The organism is Brevundimonas vesicularis (genome assembly GCF_032067225.1).
Lineage (GTDB): Bacteria > Pseudomonadota > Alphaproteobacteria > Caulobacterales > Caulobacteraceae > Brevundimonas > Brevundimonas vesicularis_F.
The window spans coordinates 77186-100115 of record NZ_DAMBJX010000001.1 but is presented as its reverse complement, the minus strand read 5'-3'; the positions used below and the strand labels follow the sequence as shown (position 1 = coordinate 100115).

Sequence of the window (22930 nt, the reverse complement as noted above, 5' to 3'; positions counted from 1 at the left end):
ATTACAGGTGCGGGCGTCCTACTTCCGGCGCGACTTGCGCTGACCGGCCTTACCCTTGGGGCGTGACAGACGCACGACCTTGCGGGCGTTCTCTTCCGCCGTGGTGCGCACGGTGGGGATGGAACGCGGGGCCAGGCCGTACAGCGAGGCCATCGGGGCGTCCTCGACTGCGGCGATGTCGTGTTCGCCATAGCCGTTGAAGCCCGTCGACATGGCCACGCCGTAAGCGCCCAGCATGCCGATCTCGATGAAGTCGCCTTCGCGCACATCGGCCGGCAGCCAGAAGGGTCCCGGCATATGGTCGATGGAATCGCAGGTCGGGCCGTAGAACTGGAACGCCTTAAGATCGCCCGCGCTTTCGCCGTCCCGAACCAGCTTGGTCGGGAAGGGCCAGCGCGAGTGGGTCGCGTCGAACAGCGAGCCGTAGGAGCCGTCGTTCAGATAAAGGGCGTCGCCCTTGCGCAGATCGACACGGGCCAGGATCGACGAGGATTCGGCGACCAGCGCCCGGCCGGGCTCGCACCACAGCTCGGTCGTTTCCGACACCGGCATCTCGCTGAAGCCGCGATGAATGGCGTCGGCGTATTCGCTCATGTCCGGCGGAACCATGCCCGGATAGACGGACGGGAAGCCGCCGCCGACATCGACGATATCGACGATCACGCCCGCACGGCTGATCGACCGGCCGACCTGGGCCATGGCGGCCTGATAGGCGGTCGGGCGCATGCACTGGCTGCCGACGTGGAAGGAGACGCCCATCAGGCCGTCCTTGACCGCCTGGCGCGTCGCCATCAGCAGGGCCGGCGCCTGATCCGACGAGACGCCGAACTTGCCCGACAGCGTATAGGCGGCGCCGTCGGCCGAGACGGCCATGCGCACGATCAGGTTCAGGTCGTCCGCGCCGCCGGTGGCGTCGAGAATCTTGTTCAGCTCGTCGATGCAGTCGAGCGAGAAGGTGCGCACGCCGTGATCGAAATAGGCCTTGGTGATTGCAGAGCGGCTCTTGACCGGGTGCATGAAGGCCAGGCGCACGTCATGGCTGACCGAGCGCACCAGTTCGATCTCGGCGATGGACGCCACGTCGAAGCCGCGAACGCCGGCCTCTATCAGGGTTTCGACGACCCAGCGCGAAGGGTTGGCCTTCACAGCATAGAAGACGTCGGCCTTTAGATTATCCTGGAACCAGCGCGCCGCTACGGAAACCGAACGCGGCCGCACGAGGGCGACGGGACGTTCAGGGGACCGCTCACGGACCAGGTCCAGGGGAAGCTGATACGTGCGCAATTCACGTAACCCCCTGCTAATTGTTAAACCCAGACCGGCGTTAGCGGCGCAGACAGGACCTACGGGGTCCGCCGGAGAGCGCGATATGGGGACGCGCGACTGTCATGTAAAGAGGTTTTTTCGTGGCGGGGCCTAGGTTTGGCTGTCACAAATCCGCTCTGCGCCCTCCACGACACGATCCAGCGGCAACCTTGACCGTTCTGCGCCGTTGCGATGATCGGAGGGTTTCATGAACCGATGGCTGTTCTTTTGGCGCAAGATGCGGCGTCAGTTGTGGGTGCGCGCCACGGCCTATGCGGTCGCGGGCGTCGCCGCAGCCTTGCTGGCCGCCGCCCTGGCCCCATGGGTGCCGCAGGAGATGGCCGAGCGCCTGGGCGGTCAGTCCGTGGAATCGATCCTGACGATCCTGGCGTCCAGCCTGCTGGGCGTGGCGACCTTTTCGGTCGGCGCCATGGTCACGGCCTATACGTCGGTATCCTCGGCGGCCAGTCCGCGCGTCGCGGCCCTGGTGACCAGCGATGACGAGACCCAGAAGTCGCTGGCGACCTTCGTCGGCGCCTTCCTGTACGCCATCGTCGCCGTCACCGCGATTAACGCCCATTATTACGGACAGAACGGCCGGGCGATCCTGTTCCTGGTCAGCCTTGTTATGGTGGGTCTGGTGGCGTTTCGCCTCCTAGCCTGGATCAACCGCCTGTCCAGCCTGGCGCGGGTCGGTCACATGATCGATCTGGTCGAGGCCCGGGCGTGCGAGGCGCTGGAACAGCGGCGCGACAATCCGTTTTTGGGCGGGCGCGGGGGCCATCTGCAAAACGGCGCGGACGTGACGGCGCCGGAAACCGGCTATGTCCAGAACGTCGATCCCGATCGCCTACAGGCCATGGCCGAAAAGCGGGATTGCCATGTCGAGGTGGTCGCTGCGCCGGGGGCCTTCGTGCGACGCGGGGAGGTCCTCGCCCGGGTCAGCCTGCCGGCCTGCGACAAAGAGGCCCAGGACGCCTTCTGCTCCGCCTTCGCGATCGGAGACTCGCGCTCCTATGATCAAGACCCTCGCTTCGGCCTGATCGTTCTGGGCGAGATCGCCGCCAAGGCTCTGTCGCCTGGTATCAACGATCCCGGAACGGCCATTCAGGTGGTGTCGACCGGCGTGAGGCTGATGGACATCTGGGCCCGAGACGGCGCGGAAGACGAGAAGCGGACCCTGCGAGATCGCCTGATGATGCCGGGCGTCTCCGAAGACGATCTGCTCGACGATCTGTTCGGCCCGATCGCCCGTTACGGGGCCGGCGACGTTGCGGTCGCCATCAGACTGCAAAAAGGCTTGAGGGCGCTGGCCTCGATCCCTTGTCTGGCCGCACCAGTCCGGACGATGGCCGATCAGGCGCTTGAGCGATCGCGCGCCGCCTTGCCGATTCCGGCGGACTACGCCCGGGTGAAGGGTGCGGCAGAAGGCTCCTGAACGGCTCGGGTCTGGACGAGATTGCGCCCGACGTGCGATTAGGACTTGCCCGAGCGCGATTTCAGCTTATTGCGGCGCCCCTTCGCCATAGCCTCCTAGCGAGTTCATGAGTTCATCCGCAGCCGCCGCCGCCCCTGGGCTAGTCCTGGCGCGTGACGTGTCGAAGACCTTCGGATCGCGAAAGGCGCTGGACGGCGTCTCGATTTCCGTGGCCTCCGGCGAAATGGTCGCCCTGATCGGTCCGTCCGGTTCGGGCAAGTCCACCCTGCTCCGCTCCATCACCGGCCTGCAGTCGATCGACGCGGGCGCCGGCACGATCCAGGTGTTCGGCGAGACCGTGCAGAAGGACGGCCGGGTCACCGGCGCCGTGCGCAAGGCGCGCGGCAAGCTGGGCATGATCTTCCAGCAGTTCAATCTGGTCGGGCGACTGAGCCTGTTCTCCAACGTCATGCTGGGCGCGCTGGGCCGTCTGCCCGGATGGAAGGGCCTGCTGGGCCTGTGGCCGCAGGCGGACAAGGACAAGGCCATGGCGGCCCTGCACCGCGTCGGCGTCAGCGACTACGCCGCCCAGCGCGCCAACACCCTGTCCGGCGGCCAACAGCAGCGCGGCGCCATCGCCCGCGCCATCGTGCAGGGAGCCAAGGCCATTCTGGCCGATGAACCCGTCGCCTCGCTGGACCCTGTGTCCGCCCGCAAGGTGATGGAATTGCTGGTCGAACTGAACAAGCGCGACGGCATGGGGGTGATCGTCACCCTGCACCAGGTCGATTACGCCATCCGCTACTGCGACCGCGTCATCGCCCTGCAAGGCGGCAAGATCGTCTATGACGGCCCGTCCACGGCGCTGGACCAAAAGCGCCTGATCGAAATCTACGGTCCCGAGTTCGAGGACGCGTTCTGGGAGACCAAGGCATGAGCCTGTCGCGCATTTCCCCTACTCGCCGCCTGTTCGCTGCGGCCGGCGCCGCCGTCATGATCCTGGGCCTGGCGGCCTGCGGCGGCGGCGAGGACAAGAAGGCTGCGGGCGGCGCAGCGAGCGAGATCACCTTCTCGATCCTGTCCGCCGAAGGCCAGGCCTCGGCCGGCCCGCTGTGGCAGCCGCTGCTGGACGACATGTCCAAGGCCATCGGCGTGCCAGTGAAGCCTTACTTCGGTTCGAACTACACCGTTTTGGTCGAGGCCATGCGCGGCAACCACACACAGGTGGGCTGGTTCTCGGCCAAGCCTGAGGTCGAGGCCATTGATCGCGCCAAGGCAGAGGTCATCGCCCGCACCGTCAACCGCGAGGGTCTGGACAGCTATCAGTCGACCCTGATCGTCAAGAAGGGATCGGGCATCACGCTGGATCAGGTCATGGCGTGCGGCAAGAAGTACAACTTCGGCATCGGCGACGCCCAGTCGACGTCGGGCACCCTGGCCCCGCTGACCTTCCTGTTCAATCCGCGCGGGGTGGTGCCCAGCCAGTGCTTCAAGACTGTGCGCTCGGCCAACCACCAGGCCAACGCCTTCGGCGTGGCGACCGGCGTGATCGACGTGGCGACCTCCAACAGCGTGAACACCATCTTCATGCGCAAGGAAAACCCGCAGCTGGCGGGCCAGATCGAGGAAATCTGGACCTCGCCGCCCATCCCCGAGAGCGGCATCGTCGTGCGCGAGGACCTGGATCCGGCGCTGAAGGAAAAGATCCGCAGCTTCTTCCTGACCTATGGCCAAGGCGAAGGCGCCGAGGCCGAGCGCCAGCGCAAGGTTCTGGCAGACCTGGAATATTCCCGCTTCACCGCCGCCGACGACAGCTATCTGGACCCGATCCGCGAAATGATCGCCGACCAGAAACTGGGCGAGGCCCGCGCCAAGGGCGATACTGCCGCCGCCGCCGCCGCCGAGCGCGAGCTTCAACGCCTGCGCAGCCTGCGTGAGGTCCGGCCTTGACCGCAGTCGCGTCTCCCGCCGTCGCGATTCCGGCGGCGCCCAAGAAGTCGGCCCTCGCCTGGGTCGCCGACGTCCTGGTCTGGGGCGGCGTCGCCGCCGTCCTGCTGTACAGCATCGACGCCGTCGATCTGGGCAACATCTCGCGCCTGTTCGCCGGCAACGACAGCACCCAGCTGTTCGTCCACGACCTGCTGCGTCCCGACTTCAGCGACTGGAAGATGTTCGTCGCCAAGATGTGGGAGACGGTGCAGATCGCCCTGTGGGGCACCTTCCTGGCCGTGATCCTGGGTATTCCGCTGGGTCTGGCGGCGGCGCGCAACATCGCGCCCGTCTGGGTCGTGACGCCCGTGCGCTGGATCATGAACCTGCTGCGTTCGGTGCCGGATCTGGTGATCGGCCTGCTGTTCGTGACCGCCGTGGGCCTGGGGCCTTTGGCGGGCGTCCTGGCCATCACCCTGAATACGGCCGGGGTTCTGGCCAAGCTGTTCTCGGAAGCCGTCGAGTCGATCGATAAGGGTCCGGTCGAGGGCGTGCGCGCCACCGGCGCGGGCAAGCTGCACGAGATCGTCTGGGGCGTCCTGCCTCAGGTCGCGCCGCTGTGGACCTCGTTCGCCCTGTACCGTTTTGAATCCAACAGCCGGTCCGCGACCGTGCTGGGCCTGATCGGCGCGGGCGGCATCGGCCAGGTGCTGTTCGACAGCATGAACGCGTTCGATTTCCGCGCCGTCTCGGCCATCGTCATCGTCGTCGTCGTCGCCGTGACCCTGATCGACACCCTGTCGCAGGTGATGCGCCGCCGCCTGCTGTAGCGGCGGCGGTCCCTTTCGCGGGCCCATTCTCGGGACTGTCATAATCCTCTGCTCTAAGCATCGCGAAATCGATGCTCAGGGAGAGCCTTGGATGATGCGCACACTGAAACTGGCGGCTTCGGCCGCCGCCCTTCTGGCCCTGGTGGCCTGTGGCGACAACGGCGGCGGCGGCTCCGCCTCCGGCGCGCGCTCCGGCATCTGGGCGGCCGGTTCGTCGACCGTCTTCCCCTTCGCCACGCGGGTCGCCGAGACCTTCGCGCGCGGTTCGGGCGGCGCGGCCCCGCGTGTCGAATCGCTGGGCACCGGCGGCGGCATTCAGGCCTTCTGCCAGGGCGTCGGCCCGACCACCCCGGACATCGCCAACGCCTCGCGTCAGATGAAGCAGTCCGAGTTCGACCTGTGCGCCAAGAACGGCGTCACCGACATCGTCGAGATCAAAATCGGCTTCGACGGCATCGTCATCGCCACGGCCCGTAACGGCAACGGCTTCAACTTCGAACTGAACGACCTCTACGAAGGCTTGGCCAAGGAAGTGCCGGGCGCCAACGGTCAGTTCGTCGCCAATCCGGCCAAGACCTGGAACCAGGTCAACGCCGGCCTGCCGAACCAGCGCATCCAGGTCTATGGCCCGCCGCCCACCTCGGGCACGCGCGACGCCTTCCTGGAGCTGGGCATGACGCCGGGCGCCAAGCTGGTGCCGGCGGTCAAGGCGATCGAAGGCGACAAGGACCGGTTTGAAGGCATCGCCCACACCCTGCGCGAGGACGGCGCCTGGATCGATTCCGGCGAGAACGACAACGCTATCGTCCAAACCCTGACCCGCACGCCGGGTTCGCTGGGCGTGTTCGGCTATTCGTTCCTGGAGCAGAACCTGGACACGGTGAAGGCCGAGACCATCGACGGCGTCGCCCCGACCGCTGACACCATCGCCAGCGGTGAATACCCGCTGTCACGCAGCCTCTACATCTATGTGAAGAAGGCTCATATCGGCGTCATTCCGGGCCTGCAGCAGTTCGTGCAGGAGTTCCTGTCGGAAGGCGCCGCCGGCAAGGGCGGCTATCTGGCCGACCGTGGCTTGATCCCGCTGCCGGAAGACCAATTGCTGGCCCAGCGCGCGACCATCGCCGCCATGACCCCGATGGCCCGCCCCGCCAAATAGGGCGGAACCCGACCGCCGTTCCGCCCCTTCTTTCGCCGGTCCGCACCGGGTAGAAGGGGCGGGATAGCTGTCAGGATGATTTGATGACCACCACGCCCGCGCGTCTGCGCAAGGCCGTACTGCCCGTCGCGGGCCTCGGCACCCGGGTCCTGCCCGGCACCAAGACGACCCCCAAGGAACTGCTGAACGTCGTCGACCGGCCGATCCTGTCCTACATCGTCGAAGAAGCGCGCGAAGCCGGGATCGAGCACATCGTCTTCGTCACCGGCCGCTCCAAGGGCGCCATCGAGGACTATTTCGATCACCAGATCGAGCTGGAAGCCCAGCTTCTGGCCAAGGGAAAGACTGACATCCTGGAGATGATGAACGCCGAACTGGCCTCGGCCGGGGAGATGAGCTTCACCCGCCAGATGCAGCCCAAGGGCCTGGGTCACGCCGTCTGGTGCGCGCGCGACATCATCGGCCACGAGCCGTTCGCCGTCATCCTGCCCGACGTCATCGTGGATTCTCAGCCCGGCGCCCTGAAGCAGTTGGCCGAGGTCTATGCCGAAACCGGCGGCAACATCATCGGCGTGGAATCCGTCCCGGAAGATCAGACCCACAAATACGGCATCGTCGATCCGGTCAGCCGCGACGGTTCGCGCATCGTCATGAAGGGCATGGTCGAAAAGCCCGCCGCCGGAACCGCGCCGTCCAACCTGTCGATCTCGGGCCGTTACATCCTGCAGCCGGAAATCTTCGACCTGTTGGCGACGCAGGAAAAGGGCGCGGGCGGCGAAATCCAGCTGACCGACGCCATGGCGCGACTGATGGCGGACCAGAGCTTCACCGCCGTCGAATACGCGGGCGTGACCCACGACTGCGGCGACAAGATCGGCCTGTTGCGCGCCAACGTCGCCCTGGCCCTGAAACGCCCCGACCTGGGCGACGCGGCGCGCCAGGCGATCGCGGGCCTGCTGTAACGCAAGGGAAGGCGGCGGGGGTTCCGGTTTACGCCCGCCCCTGCTAACCCTCCGCGCAAATCATCAGGAGACGAACCATGGCGACTTCCGAAGGCTGGAACATGCCGACCGGCGACCTCATGAAGGGCAAGAAGGGCCTGATCATGGGCGTGGCCAACTCCAGCTCCATCGCCTGGGGCATCGCCTCGCAGCTGGCCGCCCAGGGCGCCGAGCTGGCCTTCACCTATCTGGGCGAGAGCCTGGAGCGCCGCGTGCGTCCGCTGGCGGAAAGCGTCGGCGCCAAGCTGCTGATCCCGGCCGACGTCACTGACGACGCCTCGATGGATGCGGCCTTCGCCGAACTGGAAAAGACCTTCGGCACGATCGACTTCGTCGTCCATTCGGTGGCCTTCGCCAACAAGGATGAGTTGAAGGGCAGCTTCGTGGACAACACCACGCGCGACAGCTTCCTGCTGGCCATGAACATCTCGGCCTTCAGCTTCGTGGACGTGTCCAAGCGCGCCGCCAAGCTGATGCCGAACGGCGGCAGCCTGATCACCCTGACCTATCTGGGGTCCGAGCGGGTCATTCCGAACTACAACACCATGGGCGTGGCCAAGGCCGCACTGGAAGCGGCGACTCGCTATATCGCGCGCGACCTGGGTCCCAAGAACATCCGCGTCAACGCCATCTCGGCCGGGGCCATGCGCACCCTGTCGCTGGCAGGCATCTCGGGCGGGCGCGGCCTGCACTCCAAGTCGGCGCAGTTCTCGCTGATCAAGGAAGAGACCTCGATGGAGGGCGTCGCGGGCGCGGCCCTGTGGCTGTGTTCGGACCTGGGCCGTTCGACCACGGGCGAAGTCGTCCACGTCGATGCCGGCTTCCACGCCGTGGGCCTGCCGGAAGACATCGAGGGCTGATCAAGGAGGGCTGGATCCCAGCCTTCCGCCATCCAAGACGACGGTTTAAGGCCGGGGCATGACTGCTCCGGCCTTTTCCATGCGCACCCTGCCCGCCTCGGCTTTTTCGTCCGCCGCCGTGGCGACGGTGATCGGGTTTGGCGGGACGGTCGCCTTGGTCGTTCAGGCCGGCCAGGCCTTGGGCGCAGACGCGGGCCAGATCGGATCGATGGTGACGGCACTGTGCCTGGGCATCGGGGCACCGGGCGCCTTGCTGAGCTGGCGGCTGAAGATCCCCGTCGTGCTGGCCTGGTCCACGCCGGGGGCGGCCCTGCTGGCGGCCTCGACCCTGGGGCTGTCCTGGCCGACGGCGATCGGCGCCTTCGTCTTCGCCGCCCTGCTGATGATCCTGACCGGCCTGATCCCGGCGCTTGGGCGGCTGGCGGCGCGGATACCGGCGGCCGTCGCCTCGGCCATGCTGGCGGGGGTGCTGCTGCCCTTCGTGCTGAGACTATTCAAGGTCGTGCCGGACAAGACGGCCTTGGTCGTCGGGCTGATCGCGGTGTTCCTGATCTTCAGACGGCTGTGGCCGACCTGGGCCTTGCCCGCCGTGCTGGCGGCGGCCTTTGCGGTGCTGACGATGCGGGGGCAGCTGGCCCTGCCCGCCGGGACCGACCTGTTCGGGCATCTGGAGCCGGTCGCGCCCGTCTTCGATTGGAAGGCGGCGGTCAGCCTGGGCTTTCCGTTGTTTCTGGTGACGCTGGCGGCGCAGAACCTGCCCGGACTGGTGGTGCTGCAGAGCGCCGGCTATCCGCCGCCCGCCAACCGACTGATCCTGTCGACCGGCGTCGCCAGCCTGCTGATCGCGCCGTTCGGCGGGCATGGGGTCAATCTGGCGGCGATCACGGCGGCGATCTGCATCGGGCCGGACGCGCACCCCGACGTCGCCAAGCGCTGGATCGTGGGCGTGATCTACGGCGGTCTTTATCTGGTCGTGGCTCTGTTCGCCGCGCCGCTGGCCGGGCTGTTTATCGCCATGCCGCCGGCCGTGCTGGCGGCGGTGACGGGTCTGGCGTTGATCGCGCCGCTGACCGGCGCGCTGCAAACCATGATGACGGAGGTCGGATCGCGCGAGGCGGCGGTGCTGACGTTTGCGGCGACGGCCTCGGGCCTGACCCTGTTCGGCGTCGGATCGGCCTTCTGGGGTCTGGTCGTGGGTTTTGCCGCTCTGGCCGCCATGCGCTGGATCAGACCGACGGCCTGATCCAGCTCAGGGGGCTAGTCGCGCAGCGAGGCCGGGACCTGACCGCCGTTTTCGGCCAGCTTCTTCCAGACGGCCTTGGACAGGGCGATGTTCTGTTCGGCCGAGCCGTGCTCGCCGGCGTGGACGTTCAGTTCCTCGGCCAGTTCCTTGCGGGCCGCCAGGCTGGAATCCAGGTCCAGCAGCTTCAGCAGATCGACGATCGAGGTCCGCCAGTTGCCGCCGCCGCCCTTGGACGCCGCGAGATCGCTGAGCACCGCCTCGACATCGACGGGCGGCAGTGCCGGCGCGGCGGTCGGGGCCGGCGCAGCGTTGGGAGCCGGGATTCCAGCGGTCGAGGCCGGCGGCGGAACGGGGGCCGCCTTCGGCTTGTGGCCCGTGATCTTGTTCCAGATCGAAGAGAAGATGCCCATCGGTCGCGCTCCTGTTGGTGTGAACAGACAACGCGACCGACGGGGCGAGGTTCAGATCAGTCGCGCGCCGGGATGTTGAGGCCGCGCTGGACGGCGGGGCGGGCCAGGCCGCGCTCCAGCCAGGCGGCGACGCGCGGGAAGTCGGCGAAACCTACGATTTCGCCCGCTTCGTAGAAGCCGATCAGGTTGCGGACCCAGCCCAGGGTGGCGATATCGGCGATGGAATAGTCGCCGACAAGCCAGTCGCGGGGCTCTCCCCCGTCATTGGCAAGCCGCGTCTCCAGTACGCCCAGCAGGCGGCGGCTTTCGGCGACGTAGCGGTCGCGCGGGCGCTTGTCCTCATACTCCCTGCCGGCGAAACGGTGGAAGAAGCCCAGCTGGCCGAACATCGGGCCGATCGCGCCCATCTGGAACATGACCCACTGGATCGTCTCGTAGCGGGTCGCCGGGTCGGCCGAGAGCAGTTTGCCGGTCTTCTCCGCCAGATAGATCAGGATGGCGCCGGATTCGAACAGGGCCAGCGGCTTTCCTTTCGGGCCGTTCGGATCGAGGATGGCGGGGATCTTGCCGTTGGGGTTCAGCGACAAAAACTCCGGCCCCCAGGTCTCGTTCTTGGTGATGTCGATCAGGTGCGGCTCATAGGCCAGGCCGACCTCCTCCAGCATGATCGAAACCTTCACCCCGTTCGGCGTCGGCAGGGAGTAGAGCTGGATGCGATCGGGATGCTGGGCCGGCCAGCGTTGCGTGATCGGGAAGGCGGACAGGTCGGTCATGGGTGCGGCCTCGGCTATTGCGATAGGCCTATGTCGGCGCCGCCCAGCCCATCCGCAACACCGACGGGAGCGGTGACGAAACTTCAGTCCGGCTCGCGCTCGCCCACCTCGGTCGGCGGAACGGCCATGAGCCAGCCGTCGGCCAGATGCAGTTCCGGCGTCGCTTCCTTGGTGAAGGGCAGATACCAGGTCGGGCCGCCGGCGGTGGGCGCGATCTCCAGCATGTCGTCGGCGCCGAAGTTCTGGACCGATTTCACCGTGCCCATGACGGCGCCCGCCGTGTCGCGGACCTGAACGCCCAGCAGATCGGCGAGGTAGAATTCGTCCTCGTCCGGCTCGGGGAACCGGTCGCGGGGGACGTGCAGCTTCAGGCCGCGCAGGGCGTCGGCCTGTTCCTTGGTGGTGATCTCCTTGGCCCGGCCGACGACGCCGTTCTTGTCGGGCCGCGTCGAAGTCAGGGTCAGGGCCACGGTCCCGTCGGCGCGCAGCAGAGGGCCGTAGGCGGTCAACGCCAAGGGGTCGGCGGTGAAGGCGGTCACCCGCACCTCGCCCCGCACGCCGAAGCCGCCGCCGACCTGGCCGACGAGGATCAATCTGGTGTCCGTGGTCATGCGCGTTCTTAACCCATGAAAAAGGCGGCGTCGAAAGACGCCGCCCTGATCATCGTCAAACCGAAAGGCTTAGCCTTCGGCCTTTTCCTCGGTCGCTTCAGCAGCCGGAGCCTCTTCAGCGGCCGGAGCCTCTTCGGCGGGCGCTTCTTCAGCAGCGGGAGCGTTCTTGGCGGCTTCGGCGGCGGCGGCGGCCTCTTCCTTGGCGCGGGCGGCGGCTTCAGCGGCCTCGACCTTGGCGGCGGCTTCGGCTTCCAGGCGGTCGGCTTCGCGCTGGGCGCGTTCGGCGGCGCGCTCTTGCGCCTTCTTGCCCGGAGCGCCCTTGTTCGGGTTGTTCGACTGCGTCCACTTGACCTTCTGGCCCAGGGTCTCGTCCTGCGACAGGAAGCGGGCGACGCGGTCCGTCGGCTGGGCGCCCTTGCCGAGCCATTCGGCGATGCGCTCGACCTTCAGGGCGACGCGCGGGGTGGCGCCGTCCTTGGGCAGCATCGGGTTGTAGCTGCCGACCTTCTCGATGAACTTGCCGTCGCGCGGCGAGTGCGAGTCGGCGATGACGATGTGGTAGTAGGGGCGCTTCTTGGCGCCGCCGCGGGCCAGACGAATCTTCAGCATTTCAGGTCTCTTTCTAGGAAGTCGTTATTTCTTGGGAGGGAAGCCCGGCAGGCCAGGAAGACCTCCCGGAGGTTGTCCGCCGCCCAGTCCGGCGAGCCGGTCCTGGATGGCTTTAAGATCGTCGGCGGAGGGTTCGGCCATCTTGCCGCCGCCCAGCGCCTTGAGGCGGGCCATGTCGGGGCCGCCGCCCATGCCGGGCATGCCGCCGCCGCCAAGGCCGCCGAGCATGGCGGCCATCTGCTGCATCTTCTTGGGTCCGCCGCGCGCCATCGACTTGACCACATCAGCCATCTGCCGATGCTGCTTCAGAACCCGGTTCACGTCCTGCACATCGACGCCGGCGCCGGCGGCGATCCGCTTTTTGCGCGAGGCGTTCAGCAGGTCGGGCTTTTTGCGCTCGGCCTTGGTCATCGAGGAGATGATGGCTTCCTGACGCAGGATCATGCGGTCGTCGATGCCGCTCTCGGCCATCTGACCCTTCATCTTGGCCACGCCGGGCAGCATGCCCATGATGCCCTGAAGCCCGCCCATCCGCTTCATCTGCTGAAGCTGGCCGGCCAGGTCGTCCAGATCGAACTGACCCTTGGCCAGTTTGCGGGCCATCTTCTCGGCCTTGGCCTGGTCCAGATCCTGGCTGGCCTTTTCGACCAGGGCGACGATATCGCCCTGGCCCAAGATGCGGCCGGCGACGCGACGGGCGTCGAACACGTCCAGCGCATCGACCTTTTCGCCGGCGCCCAGATATTTGATCGGCAGGCCGGTGACGGCCCGCATCGACAGCATGGCGCCGCCACGACCGTCGCCGTCGGCGCGGGTCAGGACCAGGCCGGTCAGGGGCAGGCGCTCGTGGAAGGCCTTGGCGGTACGCACCGCATCCTGACCGGTCAGGCTGTCGGCGACCAGCAGGGTCTCGACGGGCTTGGCGATGTCGGCGACCTCGGCCACCTCGTTCATCAGCCCCTCGTCCAGGGTGATGCGGCCGGCGGTGTCGAGGATCAGGACGTCGAAGCCCTGGAGTTTCGCCGATTGCAGCGCCCGGCGCGTGATCTGGACGGCGCTTTCGCCCGCCACGATCGGCAGGGTGGCGACCTCGATCTGCTTGCCCAGGGTGGCCAGCTGTTCCATCGCCGCCGGACGACGCGTGTCCAGCGAGGCCATCATGACCTTCTTGCGATCGAACTTGGTCAGGCGCAGCGCCAGCTTGGCCGAGGTCGTGGTCTTGCCCGAGCCCTGAAGGCCGGCCATCAGCACCACGGCGGGCGGGTTGGCGTTGGTGTTCAGCGGGACCGGCTCTTCGCCGCCCAGCATCTCGATCAGGCCGTCATAGACGATCTTGACCACCTGATCGGCCGGCTTGACCGAACGGATGACCTCTTCGCCGGTCGCGCGCTCGGTGGCGAAAGCGATGAATTCCTTGACGACCGGCAGGGCGACGTCGGCCTCGAGCAGGGCCACGCGCACTTCGCGCATCGCCTCGGCGACATCCTTTTCGGACAGGGCGCCGCGCCCGGTGATCCGGTCAAAGACGCCTGTCAGCCGCTCGTTCAGAGCCTCGAACATTCACTACCTCATAGCGACGGGTGAAACGGCTCCATACGACAACAGCCCCCGGCGACGATCACGTCGGCGGAGGGTTCTCGCCGGGCTCGTCTCATCGAAATGAGGGTCGTCCCGGTGGAGACGCAGGTTCACTTGCGTCGGAAGCGGCGGCTTATGGCGGAAAAACCTTACAAAGGCAACCGGAGCGATCCGGTCACGCTATAAGAGCCAATATCGGCGCGGGGATTTAGCGGATTGTCATCATCGTGCTAAGAGCCGCGCCCTTTATAGGGGCGGCGCTGTCGCCAGGGTTTCAGACTTCGGGAGAAGCACAGATGAGCAAGGTGCTGGTTATCGGCGCAGGCGGCGTCAGTTCGGTGGCCGTCCACAAGATGGCGATGAACGCGGACATCTTCTCGCATATCACCCTGGCGAGCCGCACCAAGTCCAAGTGCGATGCGATCGCCCAGTCCGTGAAGTCTCGCTTCGGCGTCGACATCGACACGGCGGCCATCGACGCCGACGACGTGGCGGCGACCACGGCGCTGATCCAGAAGGTGCAGCCCGAACTGGTCGTGAACCTGGCCCTGCCCTATCAGGACCTGTCGATCATGGACGCCTGCCTGGCCGCCGGCGTCGATTATCTGGACACCGCCAACTACGAGCCGCGCGACGAGGCCAAGTTCGAATACAAGTGGCAGTGGGCCTATCAGGACCGTTTCAAGGACGCCGGCCTGATGGCGCTGCTGGGTTCGGGCTTCGACCCCGGCGTGACCTCGGTCTTCACCACCTACATCAAGAAGCATCTGCTGGATTCCATCGAGACGCTGGACATCCTGGACTGCAACGGCGGCGACACAGGCCTGCCCTTCGCGACCAACTTCAACCCCGAGATCAATCTGCGCGAAGTGACGGCGAACTCGCGTCACTGGGAGAACGGCCAGTGGGTCGAAGGCCCGGCGCTGAGCCACAAACAGACCTTCGACTTCGAGGGCGTGGGTCCGAAGAACATGTACCTCATGTACCATGAGGAGCTGGAATCGCTGGCGAAGTTCTATCCCGAGATCAAGCGCATCCGCTTCTGGATGACCTTCGGCGACAGCTATCTGAAGCACCTCGAAGTGCTGGAAAACATCGGCATGACCTCGATCGAGCCGATGTCGTTCCAGGGCCGCGAGATCATTCCGATCGAGTTCCTGAAGGCCCTGCTGCCAGAGCCGGCCTCTCTGGGTCCGATCACCAAGGGCAAGACCAACATCGGCGTCATCGCCACCGGCCTGAAAGACGGGGTCAAGAAGACGGTCTACGTCAACAACATCTGCGACCACGAAGAGGCCTATGCCGAGACCGGCAACCAGGCCGTCAGCTACACCACCGGCGTGCCGGCCATGATCGGCGCGGCCCTGATGGTGACCGGCCAGTGGAAGGGCGATGGCGTGTTCAACATGGAGCAGCTGGACCCCGACCCCTTCATGGACATGCTGAACAAGCACGGCCTGCCGTGGAAGGTTCAGGATCTGGACGCCCCTCTGGACTTCTGATCGGACCGACTGAATGCAGACCCAGGCCGGCGATCCGGGCGCCTTTGCGCATTTCGACCTGAACCGCGTCGCCTCGCCCGCCTTCGTGGTGGACGAGGCGGCCATCCGTCGCAATCTGTCCGTGCTGAAGGGCGTGCGCGACGGGGCGGAGGCGCGCGTGCTTCTGGCGCTGAAGGCGTTTTCGATGTGGTCGCTGGCCGATGTGGTCGGCGAATACCTCGACGGGGTCTGCGCCTCGGGTCTGTGGGAGGCGCGGCTGGCGCGCGAGTTCTACAAGGGCGAGCTCACCACCTATTCGCCGGCCTATACGGCGCAGGACCTGCCCGAGATCCTGCGTCTGTCGGATCACGTCATCTTCAACAACCCGGCCCAGATCGCCCGTTTCGCCGACCTGATCGCCAAGGCGCGGGCTGGAGGGCAGGTGTTCGAGATCGGCCTGAGGCTGAACCCCGAACATTCCGAAGGGGAGGTCGCCAAATACGACCCGGCCCAGCCCTGTTCGCGCCTGGGCTTTCCGGTTTCGCAACTGACGGCCGAACATCTGATCGGCATCGATGGTCTGCATATCCATGCGCTGTGCGAGCAGGATTTCCAGCCGCTGTCGCGCATCTGGGCGGCGGTGGAGCCCAAGCTGGCGCCGCTGCTGGGCGGGATCAAATGGCTGAACCTGGGCGGGGGGCACCACATCACCCGCGCCGACTATCAGACCGACGATCTGATCGCCTTCGTGCGCGATCTGCAGGCCAGGCACGGGGTTCAGGTCTATCTGGAGCCGGGCGAGGCCGTGGCGCTGGACGCCGGCATACTGATCGGCGAGGTGCTGGACGTCTTCGACAACGGCATGCCCATCGGCATCACCGACATCTCCGCCACCTGCCATATGCCGGATGTGATCGAGGCGCCCTATCGCCCCGCGCTGCTGCAAGAACCCGAACATGGGGTGACGGTGCGGCTGGGCGGGCCGTCGTGCCTGGCCGGCGACATCATCGGCGACTACGTCTTCGCCGAGCGGCCGGCGCCGGGAACGCGGATCGCGTTTCTGGACCAAGCCCACTATTCGATGGTGAAGACCAACACCTTCAACGGCGTGCCGCTGCCGTCCATCGTGCTGTGGAACTCGCAGACGAATACGCTGAGGACGGTGCGCGACTTCGACTATTCGGCCTTCCGCGACCGACTGTCCTAGGCGCAAGAAAAAGGGCGGCTCGCGCCGCCCTTTCCCAATCTATTCTTCTTTCGGTTCGTCCGCCGCCGGTTCGGCGTCGGGCTTGGGCGTCGAGCCCGGTTCGGTGACGACGATGCCTTCGGGCGGGGCCGACAGTTTCGACAGGTCGCCGCCGGCGCGCAGGACGTCCAGCGCGCGCTGAAGCTGATAGTCCTTTTCCTTATCGAACTTGTCGCCAGGAGCTTCGCGCGGGGTGTGCGGACCCTTGCGCTCGGCGCCGATGGAGGCGTCCAGGGCCGTGGCGTAGGCGGCTTCGGAATAGATGAAGCTGGAGCGCGAGACGATGCGGGCCTCGGCCTCCGAACGCGCGACTTCTAGATCCGGCTCGATGCCGATCTTCTGAATCGAGGCGCCCGAGGGGGTGTAGTAGCGCGCGGTTGTGATCGACAAGGCGCCGTCCTGGCCCTGACGCAGCGGGATCACGGTCTGGACCGAACCCTTGCCGAAGCTGGTCAGGCCCACGATGGTCGCGCGCTGATGATCCTTCAGGGCGCCGGCGACGATTTCCGACGCCGAGGCCGAGCCGTAGTTGACCAGGACGACCAGCGGCAGGCCGCCGGTGATGTCGCCGGGCTTGGCGGAATAGCGCTGGATCTGCTCAGGCTTGCGGCCCCGCTGGCTGACGATCTCGCCGCGTTCCAGGAAGGCGTCGGAGACGTCGATGGCGGCGTTCAGCAGGCCGCCGCCGTTGTTGCGCAGGTCCAGGACATAGCCCTTCACGCCCGGCTTCTCAGCCTTGATCTTGGCGATGGCTTCGTTCAGCTCGCGGCCGGTGTTCTCGTTGAAGGTCGAGACGCGCAGATAACCGAAGTCGCCCTCGACCCGGCCGGTGACCGACTGAACCTTGATGACCTCGCGGGTCAGGGTCACTTCCAGCGGGTCTGAACCGTCGCGCAGGAAGGTCACTTTGACGCTGGTGCCCACGGCGCCGCGCAGTTTCTCGGACACCTGGCTGACCGTCAGGCCCGCCGCGTTCTGGCCCTCGATCGAAGAGATCACGTCGCCCGCCTGGACCCCGGCCTTGGCGGCGGGGCTGTCGTCCATCGGCGAGATGACCTTCACCATGCCGCCGTCGGCGCTGATGGTCAGGCCGACGCCCGAATACTGACCTTCGGTGCGCTCGCGCAGGTCATCGTAGTTGGAGGGCGGCAGATAGTTGGAGTGCGGGTCCAGCGCCGTCATCATGCCGGCCAGCGCGGCCTCGATCAGCTTCTTGTTGTCGACCGGGACGACGTAAGCCTGCTCGACGATGCCCACCACGTCGCCGAACAGCTCCAGCATGCGGAAGGTTTCGTTTCGCGGGGTCTGGCTGCTGACAGCAGCGGCGGATCCGCCGAGCACCAGAGCGGCGCAGCCGACGAGGAGCAGTTTACGCATTCGGTCTCTTTCGGTCGGGCCGATCACTGTGGGCGCCCGTGGGAAGGTTAAGGCCCCGTCCTCACGACCAAATCGTGGCGACGCGGCGTCCCGCCGATAAAATCAGCGTCAGACGAGAATGCAAAGGACTATTGCGGGTTCAACGCAACCACGGTCCCGGATCGATCGGCCGTTCGTCACGGCGCAGTTCGAAATAGACATCGCCGTCCGGGCCGCTGCGCCCCAGAGTCTGGCCGTCCGAGACCCGGGCGTCCGGCCCCACATCAACGCTTTCCAACCCGGCGATGACGGCGCGCCAGCCGGGACCGAGGTCCAGCACCACCACATTGCCCCACCCCGTCAGCGGCCCGGCATAGGCGACCTTGGCGTCGGCGGGCGCGGTGACGGCCGCGCGGTCAGCCCGCCAGCGCCAGCCGGAGGTTCCGGCGCCCCAAGTCTGGCTGGGCGCGCCGGCGACGGGCGAACTGAGGCGACCGCGTCCGGCCGGAAGGCGAGCGGTCGGCGTCTCTTCGGCCTGGGTGGTCGGGACCGCGCCGCCCAGTTCGCGGATGCGGCGCTCCAGCACGGCGGCGGCGCGTTCGGCGGCGCGGGCCTCGGCGTTCAGAACGGCGGTCAGGGCGGTCTTGCGCGCCGTCAGCCCCTCGATCTCGCCGCGCCGGTCGCCCTGCTCGCTCTCGGTCGTCAGCAGTCGCTCCGAGGACAGGACGGCGAGGCGGCGGATGCGCATGATCTCGGCCTGACGGGCGGCCAGCACCTTGGCGCGACTTTCCAGATCCGGCGTCATGGCCTTGAGCAGGATGGAGGCGCGCACGGTGTCGATGGCCTTGTCGGCGGGCACCAGCAAGGGCGGCGGCGGGCGGCGGCTCATCATCTGCAACGCGCTGAGCAGACGGCCCTGAGCGCCGCGCTCGCGCGCCAGGTCCGTGACCAGTTCGGCCTCGCGCTCGGTCAGTTGCTGGAGGCGCGCGCGCTGATCGTCGATCTGACGGTCGCCGGTCTGTTCGTCGGCCCGCAACGAGGCCAGACGGCGCTCCAACTGGGCCAGTTCGGTCTTGGCGGCGTCGGCGTCGGCGCGCAGACGACGGGCGCGCACCGTCTCGTCGCGGTATTCGGCCTGGATGCGCGACAGTTCGCTTTCGGGCGCCTGGTTGCTCATCGCCGGGGCGGCGCAGACGAAACCCGTCAGGAGGGCCAGCGATAAGGGTATGGCGCGACGCATGTCAGTCGCGATGATAGGGCGATCCGGCCAGGATGGTCACGGCCCGATACAGTTGTTCGGCCAGCATGGCGCGCGCCAGGGCGTGGGGCCAGGTCTGGGGACCGAAGGCCAGGGTCGAGGACGCAGCGTCGCGCACGCTGGCGTCCAGCCCGTCCGCCCCGCCGATAGCGAAGACGAGGCGACGCTCGCCCTGATCCCGCAGTTTGGCGATGTGGTCGGCGAAGGCGCGCGAGGAATAGGTCTTGCCGCGCTCGTCGCAGGCGATCAGGTGCGCGCCCTCTGCGGCAGCCAAGATCAGCTCAGCCTCCGGCGTCTTGCCGGGTCTGCGAGCCTCCAGATCGACCAGTTCGAGGGGACCGAGGCCAAGCGCGCGTCCCGACAGGGTGGCGCGCTTGGCGTAGTCGTCGGCGAGCGTCGCTTCAGGCCCCCGGCCCGGTCGGCCGATGGCGACGATGCTCAGCTTCATGGTGTCAGTCGCGGACCATGCGGTGGGCGGAATCAACCGCCCAGATCTTTTCGATGTTGTAGAAGGTGCGCACTTCCGGGCGGAACAGGTGCACGATCACATCGCCGGCGTCGATCAGAACCCAGTCGCAGTGCGGCAGGCCCTCGACCTTGGCCTTGCCGAGGCCCTGTTCCTTGAGCGTGCGCAGCAGGTGGTCGGCGATGGCGCCGACGTGACGGTGCGAACGACCGGACGCCACGATCATGGTGTCGGCCATGGCGCTTTTGCCCTTCAGGTCGATCAGGACCATGTCCTGGGCCTTGTCCTCGTCGAGGCGGCTCAGCAGGGCTTCTTCCAGCGGCGTGGAGCCGACGGGGCGGGGAGCGGAATCATCGAAGCCGCGCGGGGAGGCGTCGGATTCAAAGCCGTCTTCGGAATGGAGAGGTTCGATAGGGTCCATCTCGTGCGCCGTATTCGAGACGGCGGCGTCTTGCGTATCATACGCGGGCGAGGGGGTCAGCGGAGGGCTCCGGGAGCGTTGACTAAAGAAGCCCTCTAGCACGGATGGGCCGCAACGTGAACCGCCGCCCGAATCATCCGGCGATCACGAGGTCGCGCGCACGCCTCCGCCGGTCCTAATCGCCGTGGACGACAGGGGGTTTAGCGGCGCCGTCAGATAGGTCCAGGCGGGGGCCTGGAGCGTCGGCAGAAGCCCCGCCTGCTGAGCCGGAATGCGGAAACCGGCGAAGCGGGCGGCGGCCGGCGCCGTGCGGCTGTCCAGCAGCGAACCCGGCCGGGCGATGACCGCCACCGGCATCAGCCGCATGATGTCGGTCCAACCGCGCCAGCGGTGGAAGCTGGCCAGATTGTCCGATCCCATCAGCCAGACGAAATGCACGCCGGGATGCCGCGCGACCAGAAGGCGTAGAGTGTCGACCGTCCAGGCGACGCCGGCGCGGCTCTCGAAATCCGAGACGATCATCGACGGACCACGCGCATGCTGGCGCGCCGAGGCCATGCGGTCGTCCAGCGGCGCGCTGTGACGAGCGTCCTTCAAGGGGTTCTGCGGAGAGACCAGCCAGACGACCCGGTCGAGATCCAGACGGCGCATGGCGGTCTCGGCGACATGGGCGTGACCGTCGTGGGCGGGATTAAAGGAGCCGCCGAACAGACCGACCTTCATGCCTGGAGCGAGGATCAAACCGTCGCGCAGCGCCCCGGAGCGGGGGCCGGCGCCTTTGGGCGCGGGACCGGCGTGGAAGAAGGACAAGCGGCGTCTCGGGCGGCGGGCGTTATGCTCAGCGGCGCCCTTATAGCGCGCGCCCATGCTCCGCCTACAGAATTCGTTCTCAGACGGCGGCGTCGAACAGGGCGTCGCGCGCCACGTCGGCATGGGTCATGGGGAACAGGTGCCCGCCGCCGGACACGACCTCGACCGAAACATTGGGCAGCCCTGGGGGCTGAACCGGCACATGGGTCAGGGCGCCGTGTTCGGCCTTCAGGATGCGAACCGGGCCGGGATAGCGTTTCATGGCCCGCCACGGATCGTGCGCCTGGGCTGCATAGTTGGCCGCTTCCCAAGCCGGCGCGGCGGTCAGGCTGAACCCGCCGTCGCCTTCGCTCAGGCCTTCGGAAAGATAGTCGGCCAGAACCATGTCGGGCCAACCCTTGAAGGCGCCGCGCCCGCGATAGGCGGCCATGGCCTGTTCGCGGCTGTCGAACTGGCTGCGACGGCGCAGGGTGGCCTTGGCGATGGGGATCGCCTTCATCAGCTTGTGGGCGAAGGGCAGGTTGAAGGCGAAGACCGCCGAGCGTTTCCAGATCACCGGATCGAACAGCACCAGGCTGGACACCCGATCCGGCCGGACGGCGGCCGCCAGAAGCGAGGCCGTGCCGCCCATCGAATGGCCGGCCATGACCACGGGCGGGCCGTCGATGGCCTCCAGCAGCGCCAGCAGGTCGTCGCGGTGGTCCAGCCAGCTGGTCTTGGGTCGCGCGAAGGTCGGCAGTGCAGACCGGCCATGGCCGCGCAGATCCGGCGCCCAGATCCGCAAGGACGCCGACAGCGGCGACAAGAGGCTGCGATAGGTGGCGGCGTTGAAGCCGTTGGCGTGGGAGAAGATCAGATCGACCGCCCGGTTCGGATCGCCGAAATCCAGTACGGCCATCTCGCCGGCGCCCCAGCGATTGTCGATCGGCACGGACAGGCGACGCGGTGGGGACATCAACGCCGCATCCATGGTCATGCGACGTCGCGACAGGCGGCGCAGCGACCGTGCGCCTCGATCGTCGTGCGGACGATGGCGTAACCGGCGGCTGAGGCGGCGGCGTTCATGGCGCTCTGGTCCGGGCCGCTGACCTCGCGCGTCGCGCCGCAGCAGTCGCAGATCAAGAAGGCGGCCGCGTGGGCGGCCTCGCCATCGTCGGTGCAGGCGACATAGGCGCTGATGGAGGCGATGCGGTGGACCATGCCCAGCCGTTCCAGGAACTCCAGCGCGCGATAGACGGTCGGCGGCTTGGCGGCCTGGCCGTCTTCGCCAAAACGCGCGATCAGATCGTAGGCCTTCACCGGCTCGCCGCTTTCCAGCAGCAGAGCCAGGACGCGCCGGCGCTGGGCGGTCATCCGCTCGCCCTGCTGGACCGCGCGCGCCTCGGCCGCCGCCAGGGCGCGGTCCAGCGCCCCGCCGTTCAGGCCGGAGTGGTCATGGTCATGATCGCAGGCGGAACCCATACGCCACAGCTAATGGCTGGCGACCCCCACTGCAACCGACGCATCGCGGGTTTGCCGGTTGCGCGGCGTTGGGCTAGAAGGCGCGCCTCCGATCTTTAACCAGAGCGTCCTCGCTTCATGACCGACACGAACAATTCGCCGCTTGAAGGCAACGTCCTCTTCTACGCCAACCCCGAACCGCTGGATCAGAGCGTCCATGGCGGCCTGGGCGTGAACCCGAGCGACAAGCCCTACGCCTTCGTGGCCCAGACCAATATCGTGCCGCTGACTGTCACCGAATTCTCGGCCGCCGCCCTGTCCTATCCGATCATCTTCACCGGCGATAACCGCCAGCCGGTCGCCGTGATGGGCCTGAGCTCCAACGAGAACCTGTTCGTCGCGCCCGACGGCGAGTTCCGCGCCGACGCCTATGTGCCAGCCTATGTGCGCCGCTATCCGTTCGTCTTCGCCGACGACAAGCAGAACCAGCGCCTGATCCTGTGCATCGACCGCGGTGCCTCGATCGTCGCCGAAGGCGGCCAGAACCCGCTGTTCGTCGACGGCCAGCCCAGCGACTACACGAACATGGCGATGGAGTTCTGCAACAACTTCGAACAGGAGCGCCAGCGCACCGAGGGCTTCGTCGCCCTGGTCAAGGATCTGGACCTGCTGGACATCCGCGAAGCCCACTTCACGCCGCGCAATCCCGACGGCACGCCGGGTCAGC

The 22930-nt window shown here is 67.0% G+C and carries 24 protein-coding genes; 11 read left to right on the top strand and 13 right to left on the bottom strand.

The window, feature by feature from the left end:
- Positions 1-18: 18 nt before the first annotated feature.
- Entirely contained in the window at positions 19-1284 is a 1266-nt protein-coding gene (locus RT123_RS00490; RefSeq protein ID WP_165114035.1) for a type III PLP-dependent enzyme, read from the bottom strand.
- A 229-nt stretch (positions 1285-1513) separates the two neighbouring features.
- Between RT123_RS00490 and RT123_RS00485 the strand changes: the two genes are divergently transcribed.
- The 8 genes from RT123_RS00485 (at position 1514) to RT123_RS00450 (ending at position 9744) form a co-directional block, all read left to right on the top strand.
- The gene (locus RT123_RS00485) at positions 1514-2743 is read left to right on the top strand and encodes a DUF2254 domain-containing protein (protein WP_313006944.1); all 1230 of its coding nucleotides are present in this window, start codon (positions 1514-1516) and stop codon (positions 2741-2743) included.
- A 106-nt stretch (positions 2744-2849) separates the two neighbouring features.
- Positions 2850-3659 (top strand): phosphonate ABC transporter ATP-binding protein, encoded by an 810-nt coding sequence (gene phnC, locus RT123_RS00480; protein ID WP_055808912.1) that lies wholly within the window; start codon positions 2850-2852, stop codon positions 3657-3659.
- The gene (gene phnD, locus RT123_RS00475; protein ID WP_039245970.1) at positions 3656-4672 is read left to right on the top strand and encodes a phosphate/phosphite/phosphonate ABC transporter substrate-binding protein; all 1017 of its coding nucleotides are present in this window, start codon (positions 3656-3658) and stop codon (positions 4670-4672) included. The genes phnC and phnD overlap by 4 nt, the downstream gene beginning before the upstream one ends.
- On the top strand, positions 4669-5481 hold the full coding sequence (gene phnE, locus RT123_RS00470) for a phosphonate ABC transporter, permease protein PhnE (protein ID WP_045809538.1): 813 nt from the start codon (positions 4669-4671) through the stop codon (positions 5479-5481). The genes phnD and phnE overlap by 4 nt, the downstream gene beginning before the upstream one ends.
- Before the next feature lie 91 nt (positions 5482-5572).
- The gene (locus RT123_RS00465) at positions 5573-6640 is read left to right on the top strand and encodes a substrate-binding domain-containing protein (protein WP_313006941.1); all 1068 of its coding nucleotides are present in this window, start codon (positions 5573-5575) and stop codon (positions 6638-6640) included.
- Positions 6641-6723: 83 nt separating this feature from the next.
- Entirely contained in the window at positions 6724-7602 is an 879-nt protein-coding gene (gene galU / locus RT123_RS00460; protein WP_165114072.1) for a UTP--glucose-1-phosphate uridylyltransferase GalU, read from the top strand.
- 101 nt (positions 7603-7703) lie between these two features.
- Positions 7704-8501, top strand: a complete 798-nt coding sequence (locus RT123_RS00455; protein WP_169802112.1) for an enoyl-ACP reductase — start codon at positions 7704-7706, stop codon at positions 8499-8501.
- 58 nt (positions 8502-8559) lie between these two features.
- Positions 8560-9744, top strand: coding sequence for a benzoate/H(+) symporter BenE family transporter (locus tag RT123_RS00450; protein WP_313006939.1), 1185 nt, complete (start codon positions 8560-8562; stop codon positions 9742-9744).
- A gap of 14 nt (positions 9745-9758) precedes the next feature.
- Here the strand turns inward: RT123_RS00450 and RT123_RS00445 are convergent, their stop codons facing one another.
- The 5 genes from RT123_RS00445 to ffh form a co-directional block, all read right to left on the bottom strand.
- Positions 9759-10154 carry a DUF3597 family protein gene (locus tag RT123_RS00445; protein WP_039245841.1) on the bottom strand — a complete coding sequence of 132 codons (396 nt, stop codon included), beginning with the start codon at positions 10152-10154 and terminating at the stop codon, positions 9759-9761.
- Positions 10155-10210: 56 nt separating this feature from the next.
- On the bottom strand, positions 10211-10927 hold the full coding sequence (locus tag RT123_RS00440; protein ID WP_313006936.1) for a glutathione S-transferase N-terminal domain-containing protein: 717 nt from the start codon (positions 10925-10927) through the stop codon (positions 10211-10213).
- 83 nt (positions 10928-11010) lie between these two features.
- Positions 11011-11538, bottom strand: coding sequence for a ribosome maturation factor RimM (rimM, locus tag RT123_RS00435; RefSeq protein WP_313006935.1), 528 nt, complete (start codon positions 11536-11538; stop codon positions 11011-11013).
- A 69-nt stretch (positions 11539-11607) separates the two neighbouring features.
- Positions 11608-12147 (bottom strand): 30S ribosomal protein S16, encoded by a 540-nt coding sequence (gene rpsP / locus RT123_RS00430; protein WP_295235357.1) that lies wholly within the window; start codon positions 12145-12147, stop codon positions 11608-11610.
- Between the two features lie 24 nt (positions 12148-12171).
- Entirely contained in the window at positions 12172-13707 is a 1536-nt protein-coding gene (gene ffh / locus RT123_RS00425) for a signal recognition particle protein (protein WP_313006930.1), read from the bottom strand.
- A gap of 314 nt (positions 13708-14021) precedes the next feature.
- Here ffh and RT123_RS00420 point away from each other — a divergent pair, with 314 nt between their 5' ends.
- Together RT123_RS00420 and RT123_RS00415 are read left to right on the top strand one after the other, a co-directional pair.
- Positions 14022-15227, top strand: a complete 1206-nt coding sequence (locus tag RT123_RS00420) for a saccharopine dehydrogenase family protein (protein ID WP_066554042.1) — start codon at positions 14022-14024, stop codon at positions 15225-15227.
- A 13-nt stretch (positions 15228-15240) separates the two neighbouring features.
- Positions 15241-16413, top strand: coding sequence for a carboxynorspermidine decarboxylase (locus RT123_RS00415; RefSeq protein ID WP_313006928.1), 1173 nt, complete (start codon positions 15241-15243; stop codon positions 16411-16413).
- Positions 16414-16452: 39 nt separating this feature from the next.
- On the opposite strand, the gene RT123_RS00410 is transcribed toward RT123_RS00415, so the two are convergent.
- The 7 genes from RT123_RS00410 to RT123_RS00380 form a co-directional block, all read right to left on the bottom strand.
- Positions 16453-17829, bottom strand: coding sequence for a S41 family peptidase (locus tag RT123_RS00410; protein ID WP_313006926.1), 1377 nt, complete (start codon positions 17827-17829; stop codon positions 16453-16455).
- A 139-nt stretch (positions 17830-17968) separates the two neighbouring features.
- Positions 17969-19048 (bottom strand): murein hydrolase activator EnvC family protein, encoded by a 1080-nt coding sequence (locus tag RT123_RS00405; RefSeq protein ID WP_066554033.1) that lies wholly within the window; start codon positions 19046-19048, stop codon positions 17969-17971.
- Position 19049: 1 nt separating this feature from the next.
- Positions 19050-19514, bottom strand: coding sequence for a 23S rRNA (pseudouridine(1915)-N(3))-methyltransferase RlmH (gene rlmH / locus RT123_RS00400; protein WP_313006923.1), 465 nt, complete (start codon positions 19512-19514; stop codon positions 19050-19052).
- A gap of 4 nt (positions 19515-19518) precedes the next feature.
- A complete protein-coding gene (gene rsfS, locus RT123_RS00395) occupies positions 19519-19953 on the bottom strand; it encodes a ribosome silencing factor (RefSeq protein WP_082064315.1) in 435 nt (144 codons plus the stop codon).
- Positions 19954-20097: 144 nt separating this feature from the next.
- A complete protein-coding gene (locus RT123_RS00390; protein ID WP_271042017.1) occupies positions 20098-20763 on the bottom strand; it encodes a nicotinate-nucleotide adenylyltransferase in 666 nt (221 codons plus the stop codon).
- Positions 20764-20842: 79 nt separating this feature from the next.
- Complete coding sequence (locus RT123_RS00385; protein ID WP_409514878.1) at positions 20843-21733, bottom strand: alpha/beta fold hydrolase; 891 nt, start codon at positions 21731-21733, stop codon at positions 20843-20845.
- A gap of 2 nt (positions 21734-21735) precedes the next feature.
- Positions 21736-22224, bottom strand: a complete 489-nt coding sequence (locus tag RT123_RS00380; RefSeq protein ID WP_066625374.1) for a Fur family transcriptional regulator — start codon at positions 22222-22224, stop codon at positions 21736-21738.
- 117 nt (positions 22225-22341) lie between these two features.
- Between RT123_RS00380 and RT123_RS00375 the strand changes: the two genes are divergently transcribed.
- On the top strand, positions 22342-22930 hold a 589-nt coding region (locus RT123_RS00375), incomplete at its 3' end, for a SapC family protein (RefSeq protein ID WP_313006919.1).